The following is a 19,741-nucleotide window of genomic DNA, read 5'->3' as shown; positions in this document are numbered from 1 at the left end:
TAATTGTGAAAGAAGGACTAGAAAGGAAGATGAAAATGGATGAAAAAGATTGGATTTTATTGAAAATTCTTTACGAAGAACAAAGTGTAACAAAAACAGCAGAACGATTATTTACGTCACAACCGTCCATCACTTATCGGTTGAATAAGATTGAGGAGATTTTTGGAATTGAATTATTCACCAAAAGGCATAAAGGAATTACCTTTACTGCCGAAGGAGAACACTTAGTTTCTTATGCCAGAAGAATGCTACAGGAACTCCAAGACACCAAAGATAATATCTCTAATCTAAGCAAAGAGGTGCAAGGACATCTAAGACTGGGGGTTTCAAGCAATTTTGCTCAATATAAGCTCCCTAAGTTATTAAGGGAATTTTCCATTATGTATCCTAATGTCCAATATAGTGTACAAACAGGCTGGAGCACAGATGTCATGAAATTATTAGATGCTGGTATTGTACAAGTCGGTATACTGAGAGGAAGCCATCGCTGGAAAGGGGTGGAGGAACGGCTGATACGGGAAAAATTACATATCATCTCAAAAAAACCAATAACGATAGAGCAGCTTCCTTTTTTACCTTTTATCAAATATAAAACGGATGCTTCTTTAAAAACGATTATAGAAGATTGGATGCATACGAATCTAAAACAAGCCCCCATTATTGCAATGGAAGTGGATCGACAAGAGACTTGCAAAGAGATGGTAAAGCATGGTCTTGGTTACTCCATAGCACCAGAAATTTGCCTGCAGGAATCTGATCATTTGTACACAATGGAACTGTATAATGCTAAGGGTAAGCCTCTAATGAGAGATACTTGGCTAATGTACGATCAAAAATCATTAGGAATCAAACTCGTTAAAGCATTCATTGATTTTTTAAAGGGTGAACAAATGGTAACCATTTAAAGTTATGATAGAATTTTTTTTGAAACACAGTAAAAAAATATTTATTTAACTTATTACACCGTATAAGATATGTTAATCAAAAGTCATTTGAAAGCGCATTCTTGGAGGTGTAATATGCTTACTATTTTAGGTTTTTCGATGGTAACTGTTTTTACAATATTAATAATGACAAAGAAAGTCTCGCCTATTGTTGCCTTGACCATCACTCCCATTGTTTTTGCTCTTATTGGAGGTTTTGGTAAGGGTATTGGCGACATGATTTTAGAAGGAATTCAAACAGTTGCAAGTTCAGCGGCATTGCTATTGTTTGCTATTCTTTTTTTCGGAATTTTAATTGATGCAGGTTTATTTGATCCGCTAATAGAAAAAATTTTATCTATAGTAAAGGGAGACCCTGTGAAAATAGCGATAGGGTCTGCCGTCTTGGCAATGCTTATCGCTTTAGATGGGGACGGTACAACAACCTATATGATAACAGTCTCAGCAATGTTACCTTTGTATAAAAGAATTGGTATGAATCCCATGGTTATGGCGACATTAGCAATGCTGTCGTTGAGTATCGTTAGCGGAATGACTCCATGGGGCGGACCAGCTACAAGAGCGATTTCAGTGCTGGGTTTGGATCCTTCAGATTTTTTTGTGCCATTACTTCCGACCATGCTTGGAGGTATTGCTTGTGTGATATTTCTGGCTTTTCTAATGGGAAGGAAAGAGAGGAATCGAATAGGCATCGTTCAATTAGAGCCTAGACATATAACAAAGGACAGCTCTCAATCTTATATGGCTGCTAGTTTGGAGAGCGAGCAATTGAAAAGGCCACGCTTAATATATCTTAATTTATTCCTCGTTATAAGTATCATGGTGTTTATTGTGCTTGGAACTAAGCATCCGTCAGTTTTATTTTTAATTGGTTTTGTTCTTGCCCTTACTATAAATTATCCGAATGTAAAAATGCAGAAGGAGCGAATCGCCGAGCATTCTGGTAATGCCATAACTGTAGTATTATTGGTATTTTCAGCAGGAGTATTTGCTGGTATATTATCGGGGACAAAGATGGTGGATGCCATAGCAGGATCATTAATATCCGTCATTCCCTCATCAATGGGAGGGTTTTTCCCCGTTATTGTAGCACTCACTAGTATTCCGTTTACTTTTGTTTTATCAAATGATGCATATTACTTTGGTATGGTACCTATCTTTGCAGAAGCTGCCTCAGCATATGGTATAGAACCAGTAGAAATTGCAAGGGCTTCTATAATGGGGCAGCCGGTTCATCTGATGAGTCCATTGGTTGCGTCAACAGTATTGCTAGTAAGCATGCTTAAAATGGACTTGGGGTCATTTCAAAGGTTTGCCGTTAAGTGGGCTGTAATTACATCATTAGTTATTACGTTGTTAGCAATCATTACAGGGGCTATTACTATTTTGTAAAGAAACAATAATAATATTTAGACTGCCAATGAATCATTAGTTTGATTGATTTAAATACAGCTGAAAGGGGTCCCAAGCTGATCAAGCCAGTTGTCTTTCCAGTTACTCTATTGTTTAGGGTTCTTTTTTAAGCGGCAGCATTTTTGTCGATGTTTAGCCAGCATTTTCAGCACGATGTGGAAAAGACAAGAGACAAACATGCTCTTGTCTTTCTTAATATGATAGTTCAGTATAAATATTTAAGAAAAATGTCAGTATTGAGTAATGAATGTATCACCAGGCGTATGCCTCAGGTGTCTCTCCTCCAGGTCCGGGAAAGATATCATTTAACATGCGGAGAATCTCCTTATCCAGACTGATTTCAACGGCTTTTATCGTATCACGCAGCTGCTCAACCGTTTGTGGTCCGATGATCGGCGCAGTTAAAACTGGATTTGCCAGCACCCATGCCAAAGCCACATTTGCTTCTTTTTCTCCTAGTTCTTTGCATAAATCTGAAAATTTCTCGAGTTGCAAACGATGTTTTTCAATTAAATCTGCTCTTTTTGCTGTACGAGTTCCGGCATTGCTTTTCAATGCCTTCCCGCCAAGAAGCCCTCCTGCAAGGGGACTCCACGCCACTACTCCTAAACCAAGATCCCGTGCAGCCGGCAGCACTTCCATTTCAGCTGTTCGTTCTAATAAACTATACTTATGCTGTTCAGTGACGAGTCCCATGAATCGCCGTTTTTCAGCTTCAGCTTGCGCTTTAACTAAATGCCAGCCTGCAAAATTACTGGATCCAATATAGTCTACTTTGCCGGAGCGAACCTGAGTCTCAAAAGCTTCCCATATCTCATCCCACGGTGTCCGCCTATCGATATGATGCATTTGGTACAATTCGATATGATCTGTCTGAAGCCGCTTCAGTGATCCTTCCAGATGACGTCTGATTTTGTATAGAGACAAGCCCCTCATATCATTTGGTCCGTCATTCGGATCAGAAATCGGTTCATATACTTTTGTCGCCAGAACAACTTTCTCGCGGCGCTGTCCTCCTTGTGCAAACCATTTTCCAATGATGCTCTCTGTCAATCCTGCGTTTTTGCCCCAGCCGTAAATATTGGCAGTATCAAAAAATTGAATGCCGTTATCAAGCGCTTCATCCATGATACGGAACGCAGTCTTTTCGTCTGTATCAACTCCAAAATTCATCGTGCCTAAACATAAACGGCTCACCCGCAATCCTGTTCTCCCTAAATAGGTATACTCCACAACAAACCTCTCCTTTATCATTATTTTTTGCAACAGCTGCAATACAATTGATTCAACAATTGTTTCGCTCTTTGTTACGATTAAAAAGACGAAGCAAATGTAAAACAGACGCAAAATTATAGGAGGTTCTTTCAAATGAATATAGAGGATCTATGGGATCAATTTCATCAGCCGTTAAAAACATATATTTCACATAGGGTTAACGATCAATCTATCGTTGATGACCTCTTGCAAATCGTATTTATGAAAATACAAGTGCATCTCCCAAATCTGATCGATGAACAAAAGATCGACAGCTGGATTTATCGGATCACTAGAAATACGATTATTGATTTTTACCGTACAAAAAAAACAAGCGAAATATTGCCTGATGTTCTACATTTTAATGACAGTGCAGAGGAAGAAAATTTCACCAAGGAAGCAACTGTGTGTATTCGATCGACCATCAAACGGTTGCCTGAAAAGTATCGAGAGGCGCTCGAGTTAACTGAATTCCAGGGGTTATCACAAAAAGAGTTGAGTGAAAAGCTCGGCATTTCTTACTCCGGAGCAAAATCAAGGGTACAACGCGGACGGGGAAAATTAAAACAGCTGCTTGAGGGGTGCTGTCATATTGAAGCGGATCGATATGGAAATATCGTAGACTTTCGTATTTTAAAGGAATAACTGATGAACATAGTCAGTTATTCCTTTAAAATAGGCCATCCGCATGAAGAGCATTTCCCTTTGATGTTTGCAAAAGATGTATGTATAATATAAATCGTAACGTTTTCGATTTAATGAAAAAGGAGTGTTGGAATGAACATTTTATTTTCAAAGCCGCTAGGCATATTAACGATTGGTTCATTACTAGTTTTGGCAGGATGTCAGACTTCCGGTTCTTCTGCAGGTGAGTCTAATCAAACAACATCATCCTCCTCAGCAGTTGAAGAAGACTCTTCCAAAACGCAAGAGCAAACATCTGACAGGCATATACACGAACATTCTCACGATCATAGTTATGCGCATGATGAAGAAACAGAAAAAATATATGAAGGCTATTTTAAAAACAGCCAAGTAAAGGATCGCTTACTTTCTGATTGGGAAGGAGATTGGCAATCTGTATATCCATACCTGCAAGATGGTACTCTTGACGAAGTGTTTTCATATAAATCAGAACACGAAGGCGGCAAGACAGCTGAAGAATATAAAGAGTATTATAAAAAAGGCTATCAAACAGATGTTGACCGTATTGTAATCCAGAAAGATACTGTAACGTTCTTCAAAAATGGAAAAGAATATTCTGGTAAGTATACGTATGACGGATACGAAATTCTAACCTATGATGCGGGCAATAGAGGGGTAAGATACATATTCAAACTAGCTAAAAAAGCAGAAGGGCTGCCTCAGTATATTCAGTTTAGTGATCATAGTATTTACCCGACTAAAGCTAGTCATTACCATCTCTATTGGGGGGACGACCGTGAAGCTTTACTTGATGAAGTCAAAAACTGGCCTACCTACTACCCGTCAAAAATGGATGGACACGATATTGCCCATGAGATGATGGCTCATTAAATGATGATTACTCTATGAAAGTTGTTCTGCCATAGCCATTTTTTCTGTGGAGAATTGATAGAACGGGGAAAAAACTGATTGAGACCATTCAGTATCCGCCATATTATTGTGACGTGGCATACCTTGAGTCATCTCACATGAAGAGTAGAAGAAACCTATTTCAAAATAAAAAATCATTGGATGTATGGTAGTGGATTACGCTTGAAATCTATTGGCTTATATGAAGCAAAGAAGAGACCCAAAAACCGCAAAGCTTCTTCAAGAAAGCTTTGCGGTTTTTTATATGTCTAAGCCTCGATTCATCTCACCATAAAAATGCATTTCAACTTTCTCTTTTGATCGACAATAGTCCATAAAGGGAAGAATATTTCCCTCACAAAGAAGTCGTGGCAGTAATCTCCATAGGTGTGTTTGCATGGCCCACTTTAATGGTTTTGTTTAAATCTAATAAAAAACAGACGCCATAAAGATTTCTTATGGCGTCTGATGGATATGAGGTAAGGTGTGTTCTTAATAGCCACCAAAGAAAGATGTCCCAACGATGATTAATAGGATGAATAGAACTACGATTAATGGAAATGACCTCATAACATCACCTTCCTTAAAAGAGGATAGTACATGATATGCAGATCGAGCTTATTCGATAGTGATGCTAGTTTAATTGATGTAAAAATATTTTTAAGGCTGGACTGCTAACTGATCTTTATTAGTTATTGGATCATACTTATGATTTTGGAATGAATCCGTTTCAAAGTGATGTGTTGTTCTCGGCCAATCGTTGGCTAATCTTCCTGATGCAATCGAGCTATATGAAGCCATCCCTCTTTTATGAAAGTACACCCAAAACTTCTCTCTCTTGCAGACCCTTAATCATTTGACTTGCATATCGAGCGTAAGCATGCCTCATCTAAAAATAAAGTGCACTATCTGCTATTTGTTTTAACATTTTTAAGACAGTGATGCACACCTTTTGCGTTGAGCAAATGGAACAGGCTCAGAAGGGGCGAGCTGCTCCTTACTTCACCCAGATAAAAGACGGGGATAGACGGCATGCACCGAAGCTAACTGAAAGTTAAATTGAAATGAAAAAAGGGGCATGTTAAGCCCCCTTTAAGACTATCGAGAACTTCTCAATAGCCTAACGCATTGTATGTTTAACATGTTTTAATTTTTCACAACGGATAAACTGACACTGTTGCCTGAGACTGTTACTTTAGCGAAGTCTTGTGTATCAATTACAGGTGTTATTGCTTTGTTGTCGATGGTGATGTTTGTAAAAGATGTTGAAAAATTTGATTTGATAGATTGGCGTGAACCTGTTGTTGCAACTGTAGCGAGCGCTTTCCATTTGGAGATGGAGCCGACATTTGTTTTGCTGATTTCTGAAATGAGACGGCCGTTGTATCCTGCATTGTTTGTGCCCCAGTATGTAGCGCGTGTATTGCCGTTAAGGTTTTTGTAGATGGTAAGTTGTACGGTGCTGCCGGGACGGAAGCCTTTCGTATTCGTAAATTGGCTTCCTCCTTCGAGGTACTGAACCTGATCCTGTCCTTTTGAACCGACTTTCATATATGGTTTCCATACGTTATATTTATCACTGTACTGAAACCCGATATCGGATTCTGTGCCCCCGCTAAAGCCAGAGTAGATGTAGGCTGTCCCATTTGAAACCTGAATGGAGCTAGGAAGCTGGATTTTCATAACAAAAATGGCACCAGTGCTGTTCAAGTAAGCCCTTCCGCCGATTCCATCAGTTAGCTGTGATGCAGCTTCTGCGGTTTTTGGACTAATAATACCCGGCACATCTACTGCACATGTGCCAAAAAGCACAGTTGCCGTAAGCGCACCCGCGAGCAGTCCTTTTTTCATCATCATTATTTCCCCCTATCATTATAATTAGAAAACGCTATCATCTTGTATTATAAAACATTATGAAAATAATTCCATAATCAACATGAAAATAGACACAGAATTTACACATTATGACTTTGTGTATCTGGCAAACGGTCGATTTCTAATCTCGAAAAATGTCCTGTGAAGTGTAAATGTTACGATAACTTTTCAATCGAGACTTGTGTTTTATTGAAATAGAAAAGCTATAAGAGATGGGGGAGAAATAAGAGGGGAAAGAGCGAAAACACTGTAATCAGATATGTGTGTATAACTCAATTGTTTGTTAGAAAAAAAGTGGGCTTTTTAAGCCCGCTTCTTAGTTCATGTTTCTCTTCAGGAGATTGTCTTTTTCATTTACATTCAATGTCCAACATGACTCCTTTGAGTTTCATCTAATATTTCAAACAATCTTTTGTACTTTGATATGACTACTTGGTCCACAATTTTATGGCCAGAATTGAAAAAGGTGATTGAGCCCGATCCTTTACCAAGCTGGTTACGATCTGCAAGAACTTTTTTCAACTGTTTTGCAGTACCGACACTGCCTGAAATCATATCAACTTTTATCCCAAATAGTTTTTCAAAACTGTTTTTGAAAAACGGAAAATGAGTGCATCCTAACACAATCGTTCCATATTGTTTCAGATCAAAAGAAGATAGTTCGTTCTTTAGATATTTAATGATTTTGTCTTCACTAAAATCAAAGTTCTCAGCAAATTCAACTAGTCCTGGAAGAGCTAAGCAATCAACAAGGTCATGGTGATCAATTTCTTTAACTAGATTATGAAATTTCTCTTCTTTAAGCGTCAAATTAGTAGCAACTACCAGAACTCTTTTTCTTTCCTCTGTACATTTATTTATAGCAGGCTTTACAGCGGGTTCGATTCCGATTATCGGAAAGTCGAAGTTTCTCCGAAGATCCTCTATCGCAATGCTAGTAGCTGTATTACACGCAATAACAAGAGCTTTGATATTTTGACTGGCCAGAAATTTAGCTGCATTGAAAATATATTCTTTAACTTTACCCTTTGATTTTTCACCGTATGGAACGTTTAACGTATCTGCATAAAAAATGTAATCTTCATAAGGAAGAACTTTTATGGCCTCATACAATACAGTCATGCCACCAATTCCTGAATCAAAAAATCCTATTTTCATCACTTCTCACGCTTTCTGTCTCATTCTTTTTTTATCATATGACTTTATATCATCTGAATCAAACGAAAAAGAACCATTTTACTATTCAAATTTAATATGGGAGCTATCGATTATTCGAATAGGGAGCAAAACTTGAGAAGGGGAGATAAGATCGAAATGTTGGTAATGTATTGTGGTTGTGGTGAAATTATCAAGATCGCATCGTATCAATGTGATGATTGATAACCCGATTCAAATTAGCTTTGAAAATGTAGGAGTATTTAGATTTCCAGAGTCAGTGGATGAAATTACGAAAAAAAAGCAAACTGCCTGTCAAAGTTTGCTTTTTGCTCTATCAATGAGGTGCGCCTATATTTTTATATCCTCTTGGCAAAGCTGATTTAAAAGCTGCTTAACCGAAATTTCCTCAGTCAATGACCGTATCCCTTGACCTGCCCATAAAGACATCTGATCATGGTTATTTTGAAGTGAAGCCTTCTGTCTCATTGCCTTCGTTAGTGTATTTTGATAAGGGTACGGAAGGGTTTGTGTCTCAAACTGTTCATTTTCTTCCATCCATTTATTTACGATTCCTCTGGCCTCTTTACCTGAAAATAATGTCGTAAGCTTTGTATCTGCTTCGTTTGCTTCTAGTATTTTCTGTTTATGTACTGGATGTGCGTTACTCTCGTGACAAATTAAAAAGGCAGAACCGATTTGAACGCCTTGGGCTCCAAGGGTTAAAGCTGCTTTTACTCCTCTGTGGTCTATCATTCCCCCAGCAGCTATGACAGGTACGCTCAGTGCATCTGCTGCTTGTGGAATCAGAGCCATTAAACCTACGGCAGATTCACCTTTGGAAGGTAAGAATGCTCCGCGATGTCCACCGGCTTCACTTCCTTGAAGGACTACTATATCCATTCCCCGTTCTTCCATTAACAATGCTTCTTCTACTGTTGAAGCGGTTCCTATTAAACAGCATCCAGCGGTTTTTAGCTCCTTTACTGCGTCTTCAGGCGGCAGATCAAAAGTGAATGAGCAAGCCTTAACCTTATATTTTAAAATTAGATCAATTTTTTGATAGAAGTCATCCCACTCTTCTTGTACAGATGTGAATTGATTTACTTGATTAGCTAACGGTATGTTTTCTTTCCACTTTTTAACCTGATCTTCTGGTGGCATTTCTAGACCAAGCGGAACAAACACATTAATTTGAAAAGGAGCGTCTGTCAGCTCAAACATTTCTTTTATCTGTTGTTCTAGCAGGTCTGGCGTAAGATACCCCGATGCTAAGCTGCCAAGAGCACCTTGATTCGAAACTGCAGATGCAAGTCGGGGCTTTGTAATACCGCCGGCCATTGGAGCTTGAATAATCGGTTTTGTTAAGGAAAACTTCTTCATAAATTCATTCATACCGAATCCCCCCGTTAAGACATGATTTTTGAAAAAGTGTCATTTTTAAGTTTACTCAAAAACTCGTATTCGCTTAAATATATCGTTTTCCTTCTTTTTGTCAATCTCTCATACCAGTTAACATGTCGATAAAGCAGGGGAGATTAAAGTGTGTCAAAGAGTGTCGTCCCATGGCGGCTCTACAAAAAACTGAATATTCATGTAGTCCTTCATAGTTGATATCTGATTTTGAGATGTCTTGCATCTTAATTTTGAATGATATATAGAAGGACTTCATGTAAAATAAAGCTTAGAAGAATACATCACATTCAAGAGTAAAAAAATCTATAAGACGTACAGATCAATATTCGGTTTTACAGTTAGATATTAAGGCTGAAACGGAGGAACATGCGATGCGAAGTGAGCAGGAAATGATGGACATTTTTTTGGACTTTGCTTTGAACGATGAGAGAATCCGATTGGTCACTTTGGAAGGGTCGCGTACAAACAGAAATATCCCTCCTGACAACTTCCAAGATTATGACATCTCGTATTTTGTAACTGATGTAGATTCTTTTAAAGAAAATGATCAGTGGCTCGAAATCTTTGGGAAGCGCATTATGATGCAAAAACCAGAAGATATGGAGCTTTTTCCTCCCGAATTAGGTAATTGGTTTTCATACATTATTCTTTTTGAGGATGGCAACAAATTAGATCTAACCCTTATTCCAATTCGTGAAGCAGAAGACTATTTTGCTAATAACGATGGTTTGGTTAAGGTATTGCTTGATAAGGATTCGTTCATCAACTATAAAGTGACCCCAAATGATCGCCAATACTGGATGAAAAAGCCGACTGCAAGGGAATTTGATGATTGCTGTAATGAGTTCTGGATGGTTTCGACTTACGTAGTAAAAGGATTAGCAAGAAATGAAATCCTTTTTGCCATTGACCATTTAAATGAAATTGTACGTCCTAATTTATTGAGAATGATGGCCTGGCATATCGCATCTCAGAAAGGGTATTCATTTAGTATGGGGAAGAACTATAAATTTATGAAACGGTACCTTTCAAATAAAGAATGGGAGGAACTCATGTCTACATATTCTGTGAATGGGTATCAGGAAATGTGGAAGTCTTTATTTACTTGCTATGCATTATTTAGAAAGTATTCAAAAGCTGTATCAGAAAGTCTTGCATATAAGTATCCTGATTACGATGAAGGCATCACTAAGTATACGGAAGGTATTTATTGCTCAGTAAAGTAATAAGAATATAGGATTGTTTTCATATGATATTTGATTCTCGCTGACAATGGAGACCAAGGAGTCACCATGTTTTTAAAAAGATGCGTAAATCGTTATGTTTAAGAATGTCTACGCATTTTACTATGATTATTCTTGTCCAAAATTTTTGTTCTTTTTAACGAAACGAGGCATTATAATTAACCTATAGGCACATTAAAAAAATAATAGAATGTAAAGGAGGATTTTTGTGTTCCAAACCTTAGACCATTTTTTGAAATCTTGGGAGTTCGAAGCAGATGCTACACAGAAACTATTAAATAGTCTGACTGATGAATCACTTAAACAAGAAATAACTTCACAAAATTGGACTCTAGGCCGTATTGCTTGGCATACTGTTGCTGCCATTCGCATCATTACCTCAAACACAGACTTAACGTTCCATGCCCCAGCTGAAGATTATCCTGTTCCAACTTCGGCTCAGTTTATAGCTGACAGCTATCATCAAGCCAGTAATGCATTTGTACAGGCATTAAAAACCCAATGGACTGACCATACACTTCAAGAACGTATCAACTTTATCGGACAACAATTGCCTAACGGTTCACTTTTGATGTTTTTAATTCAACATCAAAATCACCATCGGGGACAAATGACTGTTCTTATGAGACAAGCAGGTTTAACTGTTCCAGGTATTTATGGTCCAGCAAAAGAAGAATGGGCAAAATTTGGTTTGGAAGCCCCGAAAATGTAATCAACCTTTTTATAAAAAAGTTACGCTATGACAACATATAAGAAGATGTTTTGATCTATCTTTTTTCAAAACATGTTCTTTTTTTGTTCGTTTACCAATGATAAGAACATATTCGAATCATTTTTATTCCAAACCACTTCAAATGACAACGTTCTTCCGCTTTATTGTTGGCCTATTCCCAACGATGTAAGTATAATTTTTAATGCTGTCAAATCTTCGATACACATATCTATAGATTCCTCTCTAACAAAACCCCCGCTTTTTCTGCCATCACTCGAGGTGGGGAAGGCATTTCATTTTTCAACCACCATTCGACTACTCCTACGTATGCATTTGCAACAAATTCAGCAGCGATCGATGGTTCAGAAATTCCAATGAAACATTCAGGTGTTGCTCAATTTTTGAATAAAAGCAGCTGCGCCAAAAGGAAGCCTATTGGAAGAGTCTAGCTGAGTTGGAACGTCTTCTCAAAAGGGAAGGCAATTTATTTACTGTAATTCATACAATGAGTAAAGCCTCTAAGGTATATTCTTTACTTCGTTCGACAAATTCTGCAAATTGTAGACAACTTCCTGATTATTTGGATAATTAACTGGATAGGAGGGGAAAAGTTGTCATATTTCATTATACTTATCATCGTTCTATTAATCGGAGCATTGGTAACAGCAGCAGTCGGTATCATCTCTTCAAAAGTAGAGGTAATCTCGCCGAAAACTACAATAGAATCTAAAGAGGAAGAACAGAAAAGTTTTTATACGCTGAAATAAAGCAGAGAAAGAGCATCTCCTGCGGGGGTGTTTTTTATAGAGGAGTTGGAAAAACTGAATCAGACTAATTTACTTTTAAGATTCACCCTTGAAATTGCTGCACTAATCTCCTTAGGGGTGTATGCTTGGATAAGCTTTAATGGTTATTTTAAATATGTTTTAACTTTGGTTTTACCTATTGCAGTTATGATTGTCTGGTCTGTATTTGCAGTACCTCATGATCCTAGTCGAAGCGGACAAACTGTAATAGCTGTAAACGGAGTAACAAGGTTAGTTATTGAATTATTGATCTTTGCAATGGCTGTTGCAGCGCTTTATTTTAGTTATTTAAAACCAGTTAGTATTGTCTTTTTATGTCTTATAATACTCCACTACATCATTTCAGCTGAGCGTATCAAATGGCTTCTAAATCAATAGTTTTTCATTTCAGCACTCGTTATTAGAGTGTTTTTTATTATTCTCTGTAGAGCCAGTGATTCTCAGATTAGATTTGAAGGTTAACGGCTTGGGCACAGTTGCAGTATAGAACGCATTTTCCAATAAAGAAGGCGCTCATTTGAAATTCATCATTAAACAATTGTACAAAAGTAAAATTTGTATTTAGAATGTAGTAATAAATAGAAATTCTACGTAGGAGGGTATCTTGTGGAAGAAAAGAAAGCTTTAATCATTGTGGATGTACAAAAAGCCTTCGATGATAAAAAATGGGGGGAACGGAATAACGTAAAGGCGGAAGAAAACATTAGTAAAATACTAAAATTATGGAGAGAAAAAGGATGGACAGTCATATACATACAACACACTTCTGATAAACCTCATTCTTTATTCCATCCAAAGAATGAAGGGTTTGCGATAAAGGAAATAGTTAAGCCTATGGATGAAGAAGTCATTATAACCAAGACAGTAAATAGCAGCTTTATTGGTACGAATTTAGAAGAATTCTTAAAATTAAATGAAATAACCACTGTAGTCATAACTGGTTTAACCACGCCTCACTGTGTATCAACCACCACAAGAATGAGTGGTAATTTAGGGTTTGATACATACCTGATTTCAGATGCAACAGCAGCCTTCGGAATGAGAGACCAAAATGATACATATTATGATGCGGCGACTATTCATAATATATCTCTAGCTACATTGCATGATGAATTTGCCACAATATTGACAACTGATCAATTAATAAATGATTTTATAAAAACTCACTGATGAAAAACATTTTGGCACAGTAAAACGGCAGGCGCCTTTCCGATAGGAAGGGCGCTTTAATTCGATTTCCTGCTTTACTGCTCAGAGGAGGTGCATCAATGTTTCTTTATCGACAAGCAAGAGCAGATGAAGTAAGCAAAGTGGCAAAGCTATTCCATCAATCTTTCAATCAATATCCTTTTATGGATTTTGAAATGCATAAAGTACTGACAAGAGCATATTTTAAAAAGCATTTCTTTTTTGTTGACATTCAGAATGGTGAAATGGTTGTTGTCGCTCTATTAAAACATCGTGATAAACCCGACATTAACTTGATCGATTATATAGCAGCAGGTGGAATAACATTAATCAAAATGGGGGGATTTTCAGTATTGAACATGTTGACGGTGACTAATGAGGCTGAAAAATCTTACAATTCCTTAAAAGAGCCGGCATGGTATTTAGAAGTATTAGGAGTTTCGCCATTTTATCAGGGAAAGAGTTTAGGCAGCAAAATGATTAATGACTGTCTCATATCTTTTATTTCAAAATGCGGGGACGGCATTTTGGCCCTTATCATGAATACTGATCTCAATGGATCATTTTACAAATCGTCCTGATTTTATATTTAAAGATTATCATAACCTTTCATAAAGATGGAGGTCGAATGAATGTCTTCAAAAGAAAAAAAGAGTGTAACCATCTTGACGGAAAGTCAATTGTCTTCGAGAGCATTTAAAGATGAAGCGTATGAATTTTATAAAGAATTGCGAAAATCACAGCCTCTCTACCCATTATCTTTAGGATCTCTGGGGAAAGGCTGGCTCATATCGAGATATGATGATGCAATACATTTATTAAAGAATGAAAAATTAAAGAAAAACTATGAAAATGTATTTACCGCAAAAGAAAAACGTCCTGCTCTATTGAAGAATGAAGAGTCTTTAACAAAACATATGCTTAATTCAGATCCCCCGGATCACAACCGCTTGCGAACTCTTGTTCAAAAAGCATTTACGCATCGGATGATTTTGCAGTTGGAAGACAAAATTCAACATATCGCAGATTCTTTATTGGATAAAGTGCAGCCCAACAAATTCATGAACCTGGTAGACGATTATGCGTTTCCTTTGCCGATTATCGTGATAAGTGAAATGCTCGGCATTCCCTTGGAAGATCGTCAAAAATTCAGAGTGTGGTCGCAAGCAATTATTGATTTTTCAGATGCCCCTGAAAGACTTCAGGAGAATGACCATTTGTTAGGGGAATTTGTTGAATATCTGGAATCCTTAGTTCGCAAAAAAAGGAGAGAACCTGCAGGAGATTTAATCAGTGCATTAATTCAAGCGGAAAGTGAAGGCACACAATTAAGTACAGAAGAATTGTACTCGATGATTATGCTGCTTATCGTTGCAGGTCATGAAACAACCGTAAACTTAATCACCAATATGACATATGCTCTGATGTGTCACCATGATCAACTAGAAAAGCTCCGCCAGCAGCCGGACTTGATGAATTCAGCCATAGAAGAAGCATTGCGGTTTCACAGCCCTGTTGAGCTAACGACAATTCGCTGGACGGCTGAACCGTTTATACTGCATGGGCAGGAGATTAAACGGAAAGATGTGATCATCATTTCTTTAGCATCAGCAAACCGTGATGAGAAGATATTTCCAAATGCCGACATATTTGATATTGAAAGAAAGAACAACCGCCATATTGCTTTTGGCCATGGCAATCATTTTTGCCTTGGTGCACAGCTAGCCCGCTTAGAAGCAAAGATTGCGATGTCCACCTTATTACGCCGCTGTCCAAATATACAGTTAAAAGGCGAAAAGGAACAAATGAAATGGAAAGGGAATTTTCTGATGAGAGCACTCGAAGAACTGCCGCTTAGTTTTTAATTTTTTGGGAATATGTGATTTTCAAACATATCTCGTTTTACTCCTCAATTAGATTAAACGATAGTAAAAGCTGTAACATAATAATTTGATATGATAGCTTTTCAAAAACAAAGTTTAGCATTATTTATGCCTACCGGGCATGAAAATGTCTTGCAAACACCAATAGTTTCTCCCTATCGGTGTTTTTTATTTGTTTTCAGCCTCATTTGGACAAACAGCTGTTACATAGTAAACGTTTGTTAAGATAAAATAATGGAGGGCATAGTTTCTAATGAGAAAAATAATGATAGATGGAAGAGACTTTGAAAATATAGAAGTTTTACATGATGTTTTAAAAGATAAATTAGACTTCCCAGACTACTATGGGAGAAATTTAGACGCTTTATGGGATTGCCTGACAGGGTGGGTGGATTTGCCGCTCACTTTAGTCTTGAAAAATTTTGAGTTCATACATTTTTAGGTTCATACGCTGACGATGTATTAGAAGTTTTACAAGAGGCTCAAGAGGAACTAAAGGACGAATTTAAAATAATAATAGAGTAGACTTTCTGTTTTGCGAATTTTAACAATTTTCGTTCGCAGAAAAAGGCAATGGGCACCGCAAATTCAATTTTCGGTGAGACCGCAATAACTTTTTGGCTTCTGATAAGTTTCTTATGATGTTGGTATCAAGTCACACAAGTACATAACTCTCCCATGACTTCTTTCTGATGTAAGTTAATTTCATTATGAGGTAATCATGGGGATAATTTTATTCTGTGAATAATATTTTAAAAGGAATTAAATTTAAAAAATATTTGATTACCGAATGAAAATTCGTTATTATTTAAATTGGACGAAATGTAATTCTGTTAAGTTGTATTGGGGGTTGTGAAATGGGTATTATGCTTGACGAAACTGATAAGGCCATCTTAAGAGAATTGCAGGAAGATGCTTCAATATCAAATCTAAATTTATCTAAGAAAATTGGGCTTTCACCATCAGCTTGCCTTGCAAGAACAAAGAACCTAGTAGAAGCAGGTATAATTAAAAAGTTTACGACTATTGTTGATGAGAAAAAACTTGGAATCGAAGTCACAGCACTAGCTCTCATCAATTTATCACCCTTAAATAGGGAGACAATTCATTCATTTTTAGAGGATATAAACAAATTCCCACAGGTTCAAGAATGCTACACACTTACAGGAAGCCATGACTATATGCTTAAGATTGTGGCGAAGGACATGGAGAGTTATCGGAATTTTATCATTGATTCATTAATGCAGAACCCTGCTATTAGTGGAGTTGACACAAGCATAGTCATGAGTACAGAAAAAAGAACTGTCAGTGTGCCAATTGATGAAATGTAGGAGGTTGTTGATTTGAATAAAAATAAAGAATCGTTACATTTAAGCTCTCCTGCTATAAACACTCATATGAATAAGAGAAGTCAAATATGGGCTGCATTTCGTTCTGCATTCCCATATACAATTCCGATTTTTGCGGGGTTTTTGTTTTTGGGGATAGCTTATGGAATCTTTATGCATTCTTTGGGATTTAGCGCAATCTATCCAATCATCATGAGTTTTATGATATTTGCGGGCTCAATGGAGTTTGTTGCAGCGAATTTTTTACTTGGTGCGTTCAACCCTATGAATGCTCTTTTTTTGACGTTAATGGTCAATGCCAGGCATTTGTTTTATGGAATTTCCATGTTGGATAAGTACAGGGGGACTGGAAAGAAAAAGCTTTATCTGATTTTCGGAATGTGCGATGAATCATTTTCTATCAATTATACCGCTAATGTTCCGGCGAATGTTGATAAGGGCTGGTTTATGTTTTTTGTGACACTGCTTAATCATTTATATTGGGTCGCGGGGGCAGCGATAGGAGGTATTTTTGGGTCGTACGTGAAGTTTAATACCGAAGGGCTTGATTTTGTGATGACTGCTCTGTTTATTGTGATATTCATAGAACAATGGATGAAAGAGAAAAAGCATTACAGTGCTCTCACGGGACTTGGACTTTCAGTAGCCAGTCTTATCCTTTTTGGCGGAAACCAATTTATTATTCCTGCTATGCTCGCCATTTTAGGGGTACTGACTGTTCTGAGAAAACCATTGGAGAAAGCTGAGGTTTCCGTATGACGATGACTATGACGCAGCAAATGATCACCATTGCAATGGTCGTGCTAGGAACAATGCTGACACGGTTCCTTCCATTCATGATTTTCCCGTCTGGCAAACCGACACCGAAATATGTACAGTATCTTGGTAAAGTGCTGCCATCAGCGGTAATCGGGCTTTTGGTCATTTATTGTTTAAAAGATGTGAGTCTGCTTTCTGGAAGTCATGGCATTCCTGAATTGGTTGGGGCAGCTGTAGTTGTACTGCTTCACTTGTGGAAGAAAAATATGCTTCTTTCCATAGCGGGGGGAACCGTTGTTTATATGGTTTTGGTGCAATTGGTTTTTTAACCGATATCGGAAACTATCAAAATGATCATGCTTTTGTTGAACTTGATAAAAATATATAAAACTGACACAAACTTATTTTGGAATCAACACTGCGCCAGTGCAGATAGCATCTGTAATGTTTCCTGGCTATTCAAGAAGTGTCTACTTTAATCGGAGGATGTATAATGTCAAAAAAAGTGTCTGCTTCCTATATCATCATTATAGGATTAATGCTATTTGCATTGTTTTTTGGAGCAGGAAATCTCATTTTTCCGCCTATGCTTGGTCAATTGGCCGGGAAAAATGTATGGGTCGCTAATGCAGGTTTCTTAGTGACCGGAGTTGGATTGCCATTACTGGCTATAACAGCATTTGTTTTTTCGGGTAAACAAAACTTACAGTCGTTAGCCAGCCGTGTTCACCCGGTGTTTGGCTTTGTATTTACGACGATTCTCTATTTGGCAATCGGGCCTTTTTTCGCTATCCCGAGATCAGGAAACGTATCGTTTGAAATTGGGGTAAAACCTTTTTTATCAAATGATGCAGGCCCTGTCTCATTGATCATATTTACAATATTATTTTTCGGATTGGCATGCGTGTTATCACTTAATCCTTCAAAAATCATTGATATAGTTGGGAAATTTTTGACACCAATTAAGCTGACATTTATCGGATTGCTTGTAGTGGTAGCTCTTATTCGCCCAATTGGAACCATTCAAGCACCATCAAAAGGGTACACATCACAAGCGTTTTTTAAAGGATTTCAGGAAGGATACCTTACTCTGGATGCCCTTGTAGCATTTGTTTTTGGAATTATCATCGTGAATGCATTGAAGGAACAAGGAGCTTCTACCAAAAAACAGCTGATGGGTGTTTGTGCAAAAGCAGCCGCGATTGCAGCTGTACTCTTAGCAGTTATGTATACAGCTCTTTCCTATATGGGGGCTTCCAGCGTTGAAGAACTAGGGATTTTAGAAAATGGAGCAGAGGTTTTGGCTAAGGTTTCATCCTATTATTTTGGTTCTTATGGTTCAATCTTATTGGGCTTAATGATTACAGTGGCGTGTCTGACGACAAGTGTCGGACTGATCACTGCGTGTTCTTCATTTTTTCATGAACTATTCCCGAACATTTCTTATAAAAAAATTGCTGTCGTTTTATCAGTGTTTAGTACGCTTGTCGCAAATATAGGATTAACCCAGCTTATTAAGGTGTCAATGCCTGTCTTACTGACGATGTATCCTATCGCGATTTCCTTAATATTTTTAACGTTTTTGCATTCTGTATTTAAAGGGAAGACAGAAGTGTATCAAGGCAGTTTATTATTCGCATTCATCATCAGCTTATTTGACGGTTTGAAGGAGGCGGGAATAAAAATTGAAGTTGTGAATCATATTTTCACTCAGATTCTTCCTATGTATAACATAGGGCTGGGGTGGCTCATTCCAGCTATTACAGGGGGAATATGCGGCTATATACTGAGTATATTCCGAACAAAAACAAGTTGATCAATCAACAGCAATATCACTCAGATCTGCAGGATCTCCTCCATCAGTGGATACTTCAACTGTTACAATTGGATGTTCTGCCCCTGTCCAACCGAAAATATCAATCTTTCCGTTGTCACCCGAAATCTGTAGGTGAATATTTAATAGTTGTGAGAGCGATTGACTCTTTAGGAAATAGTCAGCCTTTAACTTCAAGACGCAACCAAGTGTCTAGGGCAATGATCTTCGTTCAAAATTCTTTGAATGAGGAAAATCTACATTCTAATATCGACTAGGTTTCACAATTCAGAGTGCAAAATCACGAAGAAAAAGCAAACTACATACCGAAGTTTGCTTTTTTGCTCTATACAAACAATGAGATGCGCCTATATTT

22 protein-coding genes and 2 pseudogenes are annotated in these 19,741 nt (G+C 37.5%); 18 read left to right on the top strand and 6 right to left on the bottom strand.

The features are described from left to right. Window positions 1-35: 35 nt before the first annotated feature. Window positions 36-905 carry a LysR family transcriptional regulator gene (locus MHI44_RS03955; RefSeq protein ID WP_339202936.1) on the top strand — a complete coding sequence of 290 codons (870 nt, stop codon included), beginning with the start codon at window positions 36-38 and terminating at the stop codon, window positions 903-905. Between the two features lie 114 nt (window positions 906-1,019). Next, window positions 1,020-2,336, top strand: a complete 1,317-nt coding sequence (locus MHI44_RS03950) for a citrate:proton symporter (RefSeq protein WP_015251605.1) — start codon at window positions 1,020-1,022, stop codon at window positions 2,334-2,336. A gap of 273 nt (window positions 2,337-2,609) precedes the next feature. On the opposite strand, the gene MHI44_RS03945 is transcribed toward MHI44_RS03950, so the two are convergent. Further along, window positions 2,610-3,590 carry an aldo/keto reductase gene (locus MHI44_RS03945; RefSeq protein WP_339202934.1) on the bottom strand — a complete coding sequence of 327 codons (981 nt, stop codon included), beginning with the start codon at window positions 3,588-3,590 and terminating at the stop codon, window positions 2,610-2,612. A 135-nt stretch (window positions 3,591-3,725) separates the two neighbouring features. Between MHI44_RS03945 and sigZ the strand changes: the two genes are divergently transcribed. From sigZ to MHI44_RS03930, 3 genes are all read left to right on the top strand, one after another. After that, the gene (sigZ, locus tag MHI44_RS03940; protein ID WP_015251607.1) at window positions 3,726-4,256 is read left to right on the top strand and encodes an RNA polymerase sigma factor SigZ; all 531 of its coding nucleotides are present in this window, start codon (window positions 3,726-3,728) and stop codon (window positions 4,254-4,256) included. A gap of 132 nt (window positions 4,257-4,388) precedes the next feature. Continuing rightward, complete coding sequence (locus tag MHI44_RS03935; RefSeq protein WP_339202931.1) at window positions 4,389-5,147, top strand: metal-binding protein ZinT; 759 nt, start codon at window positions 4,389-4,391, stop codon at window positions 5,145-5,147. A 53-nt stretch (window positions 5,148-5,200) separates the two neighbouring features. Next, complete coding sequence (locus tag MHI44_RS03930) at window positions 5,201-5,338, top strand: hypothetical protein (RefSeq protein WP_339203514.1); 138 nt, start codon at window positions 5,201-5,203, stop codon at window positions 5,336-5,338. 319 nt (window positions 5,339-5,657) lie between these two features. Here the strand turns inward: MHI44_RS03930 and MHI44_RS03925 are convergent, their stop codons facing one another. The 4 genes from MHI44_RS03925 to MHI44_RS03910 all read right to left on the bottom strand — a co-directional run bounded on the left by MHI44_RS03925 (window position 5,658) and on the right by MHI44_RS03910 (window position 9,590). Continuing rightward, window positions 5,658-5,735 (bottom strand): YjcZ family sporulation protein, encoded by a 78-nt coding sequence (locus MHI44_RS03925; RefSeq protein WP_072175780.1) that lies wholly within the window; start codon window positions 5,733-5,735, stop codon window positions 5,658-5,660. A gap of 576 nt (window positions 5,736-6,311) precedes the next feature. Beyond that, the gene (locus MHI44_RS03920; protein WP_339189431.1) at window positions 6,312-7,019 is read right to left on the bottom strand and encodes a YrpD family protein; all 708 of its coding nucleotides are present in this window, start codon (window positions 7,017-7,019) and stop codon (window positions 6,312-6,314) included. A 381-nt stretch (window positions 7,020-7,400) separates the two neighbouring features. Then, window positions 7,401-8,198: a glutamate racemase gene (gene murI, locus MHI44_RS03915; RefSeq protein ID WP_192858457.1), complete on the bottom strand. Its 798-nt coding sequence runs from the start codon at window positions 8,196-8,198 to the stop codon at window positions 7,401-7,403. Window positions 8,199-8,546: 348 nt separating this feature from the next. Continuing rightward, window positions 8,547-9,590, bottom strand: coding sequence for a nitronate monooxygenase (locus MHI44_RS03910; protein WP_339202929.1), 1,044 nt, complete (start codon window positions 9,588-9,590; stop codon window positions 8,547-8,549). A 392-nt stretch (window positions 9,591-9,982) separates the two neighbouring features. Between MHI44_RS03910 and aadK the strand changes: the two genes are divergently transcribed. Beyond that, complete coding sequence (aadK, locus tag MHI44_RS03905) at window positions 9,983-10,837, top strand: aminoglycoside 6-adenylyltransferase AadK (RefSeq protein WP_014477445.1); 855 nt, start codon at window positions 9,983-9,985, stop codon at window positions 10,835-10,837. Window positions 10,838-11,063: 226 nt separating this feature from the next. Next, the gene (locus MHI44_RS03900; protein ID WP_015251612.1) at window positions 11,064-11,567 is read left to right on the top strand and encodes a DinB family protein; all 504 of its coding nucleotides are present in this window, start codon (window positions 11,064-11,066) and stop codon (window positions 11,565-11,567) included. A 229-nt stretch (window positions 11,568-11,796) separates the two neighbouring features. On the opposite strand, the pseudogene MHI44_RS03895 reads toward MHI44_RS03900, so the two are convergent. Further along, a pseudogene (locus tag MHI44_RS03895) lies at window positions 11,797-11,913 on the bottom strand (TetR-like C-terminal domain-containing protein); the annotation flags it as partial. Window positions 11,914-12,178: 265 nt separating this feature from the next. Here MHI44_RS03895 and MHI44_RS03890 point away from each other — a divergent pair. The 11 genes and pseudogenes from MHI44_RS03890 (at window position 12,179) to MHI44_RS03840 (ending at window position 19,643) form a co-directional block, all read left to right on the top strand. Further along, window positions 12,179-12,334, top strand: a complete 156-nt coding sequence (locus MHI44_RS03890) for a hypothetical protein (RefSeq protein WP_014477443.1) — start codon at window positions 12,179-12,181, stop codon at window positions 12,332-12,334. Window positions 12,335-12,379: 45 nt separating this feature from the next. Beyond that, window positions 12,380-12,751: a YrdB family protein gene (locus MHI44_RS03885; RefSeq protein ID WP_010886579.1), complete on the top strand. Its 372-nt coding sequence runs from the start codon at window positions 12,380-12,382 to the stop codon at window positions 12,749-12,751. 228 nt (window positions 12,752-12,979) lie between these two features. Beyond that, entirely contained in the window at window positions 12,980-13,543 is a 564-nt protein-coding gene (locus MHI44_RS03880; RefSeq protein ID WP_015251614.1) for a cysteine hydrolase family protein, read from the top strand. Window positions 13,544-13,641: 98 nt separating this feature from the next. Then, window positions 13,642-14,142: a GNAT family N-acetyltransferase gene (locus MHI44_RS03875; protein ID WP_250620402.1), complete on the top strand. Its 501-nt coding sequence runs from the start codon at window positions 13,642-13,644 to the stop codon at window positions 14,140-14,142. Window positions 14,143-14,193: 51 nt separating this feature from the next. Beyond that, the gene (locus MHI44_RS03870) at window positions 14,194-15,426 is read left to right on the top strand and encodes a cytochrome P450 (protein WP_181217278.1); all 1,233 of its coding nucleotides are present in this window, start codon (window positions 14,194-14,196) and stop codon (window positions 15,424-15,426) included. A 271-nt stretch (window positions 15,427-15,697) separates the two neighbouring features. Next, a pseudogene (locus tag MHI44_RS03865) lies at window positions 15,698-15,969 on the top strand (barstar family protein). Window positions 15,970-16,301: 332 nt separating this feature from the next. Continuing rightward, window positions 16,302-16,775: an azlBCD operon transcriptional regulator AzlB gene (gene azlB, locus MHI44_RS03860; RefSeq protein WP_015251617.1), complete on the top strand. Its 474-nt coding sequence runs from the start codon at window positions 16,302-16,304 to the stop codon at window positions 16,773-16,775. Between the two features lie 12 nt (window positions 16,776-16,787). Continuing rightward, window positions 16,788-17,552, top strand: coding sequence for an azaleucine resistance protein AzlC (gene azlC, locus MHI44_RS03855; protein WP_009969035.1), 765 nt, complete (start codon window positions 16,788-16,790; stop codon window positions 17,550-17,552). Beyond that, window positions 17,549-17,881, top strand: a complete 333-nt coding sequence (gene azlD / locus MHI44_RS03850) for a branched-chain amino acid transporter AzlD (RefSeq protein WP_041339917.1) — start codon at window positions 17,549-17,551, stop codon at window positions 17,879-17,881. Before azlC ends, azlD begins: the two co-directional genes overlap by 4 nt. 164 nt (window positions 17,882-18,045) lie before the next feature. Continuing rightward, window positions 18,046-19,368 (top strand): branched-chain amino acid transport system II carrier protein, encoded by a 1,323-nt coding sequence (gene brnQ, locus MHI44_RS03845; protein WP_029318143.1) that lies wholly within the window; start codon window positions 18,046-18,048, stop codon window positions 19,366-19,368. Next, window positions 19,326-19,643 (top strand): hypothetical protein, encoded by a 318-nt coding sequence (locus MHI44_RS03840; RefSeq protein WP_015251620.1) that lies wholly within the window; start codon window positions 19,326-19,328, stop codon window positions 19,641-19,643. The genes brnQ and MHI44_RS03840 overlap by 43 nt, the downstream gene beginning before the upstream one ends. The last annotated feature ends 98 nt before the right edge of the window (window positions 19,644-19,741 follow it).

The organism is Bacillus sp. FSL K6-1366, assembly GCF_037976695.1.
Lineage (GTDB): Bacteria > Bacillota > Bacilli > Bacillales > Bacillaceae > Bacillus > Bacillus subtilis.
The sequence above is the reverse complement of the archived record's forward strand: the minus strand, read 5'-3'. Positions and strand labels throughout refer to the sequence as shown.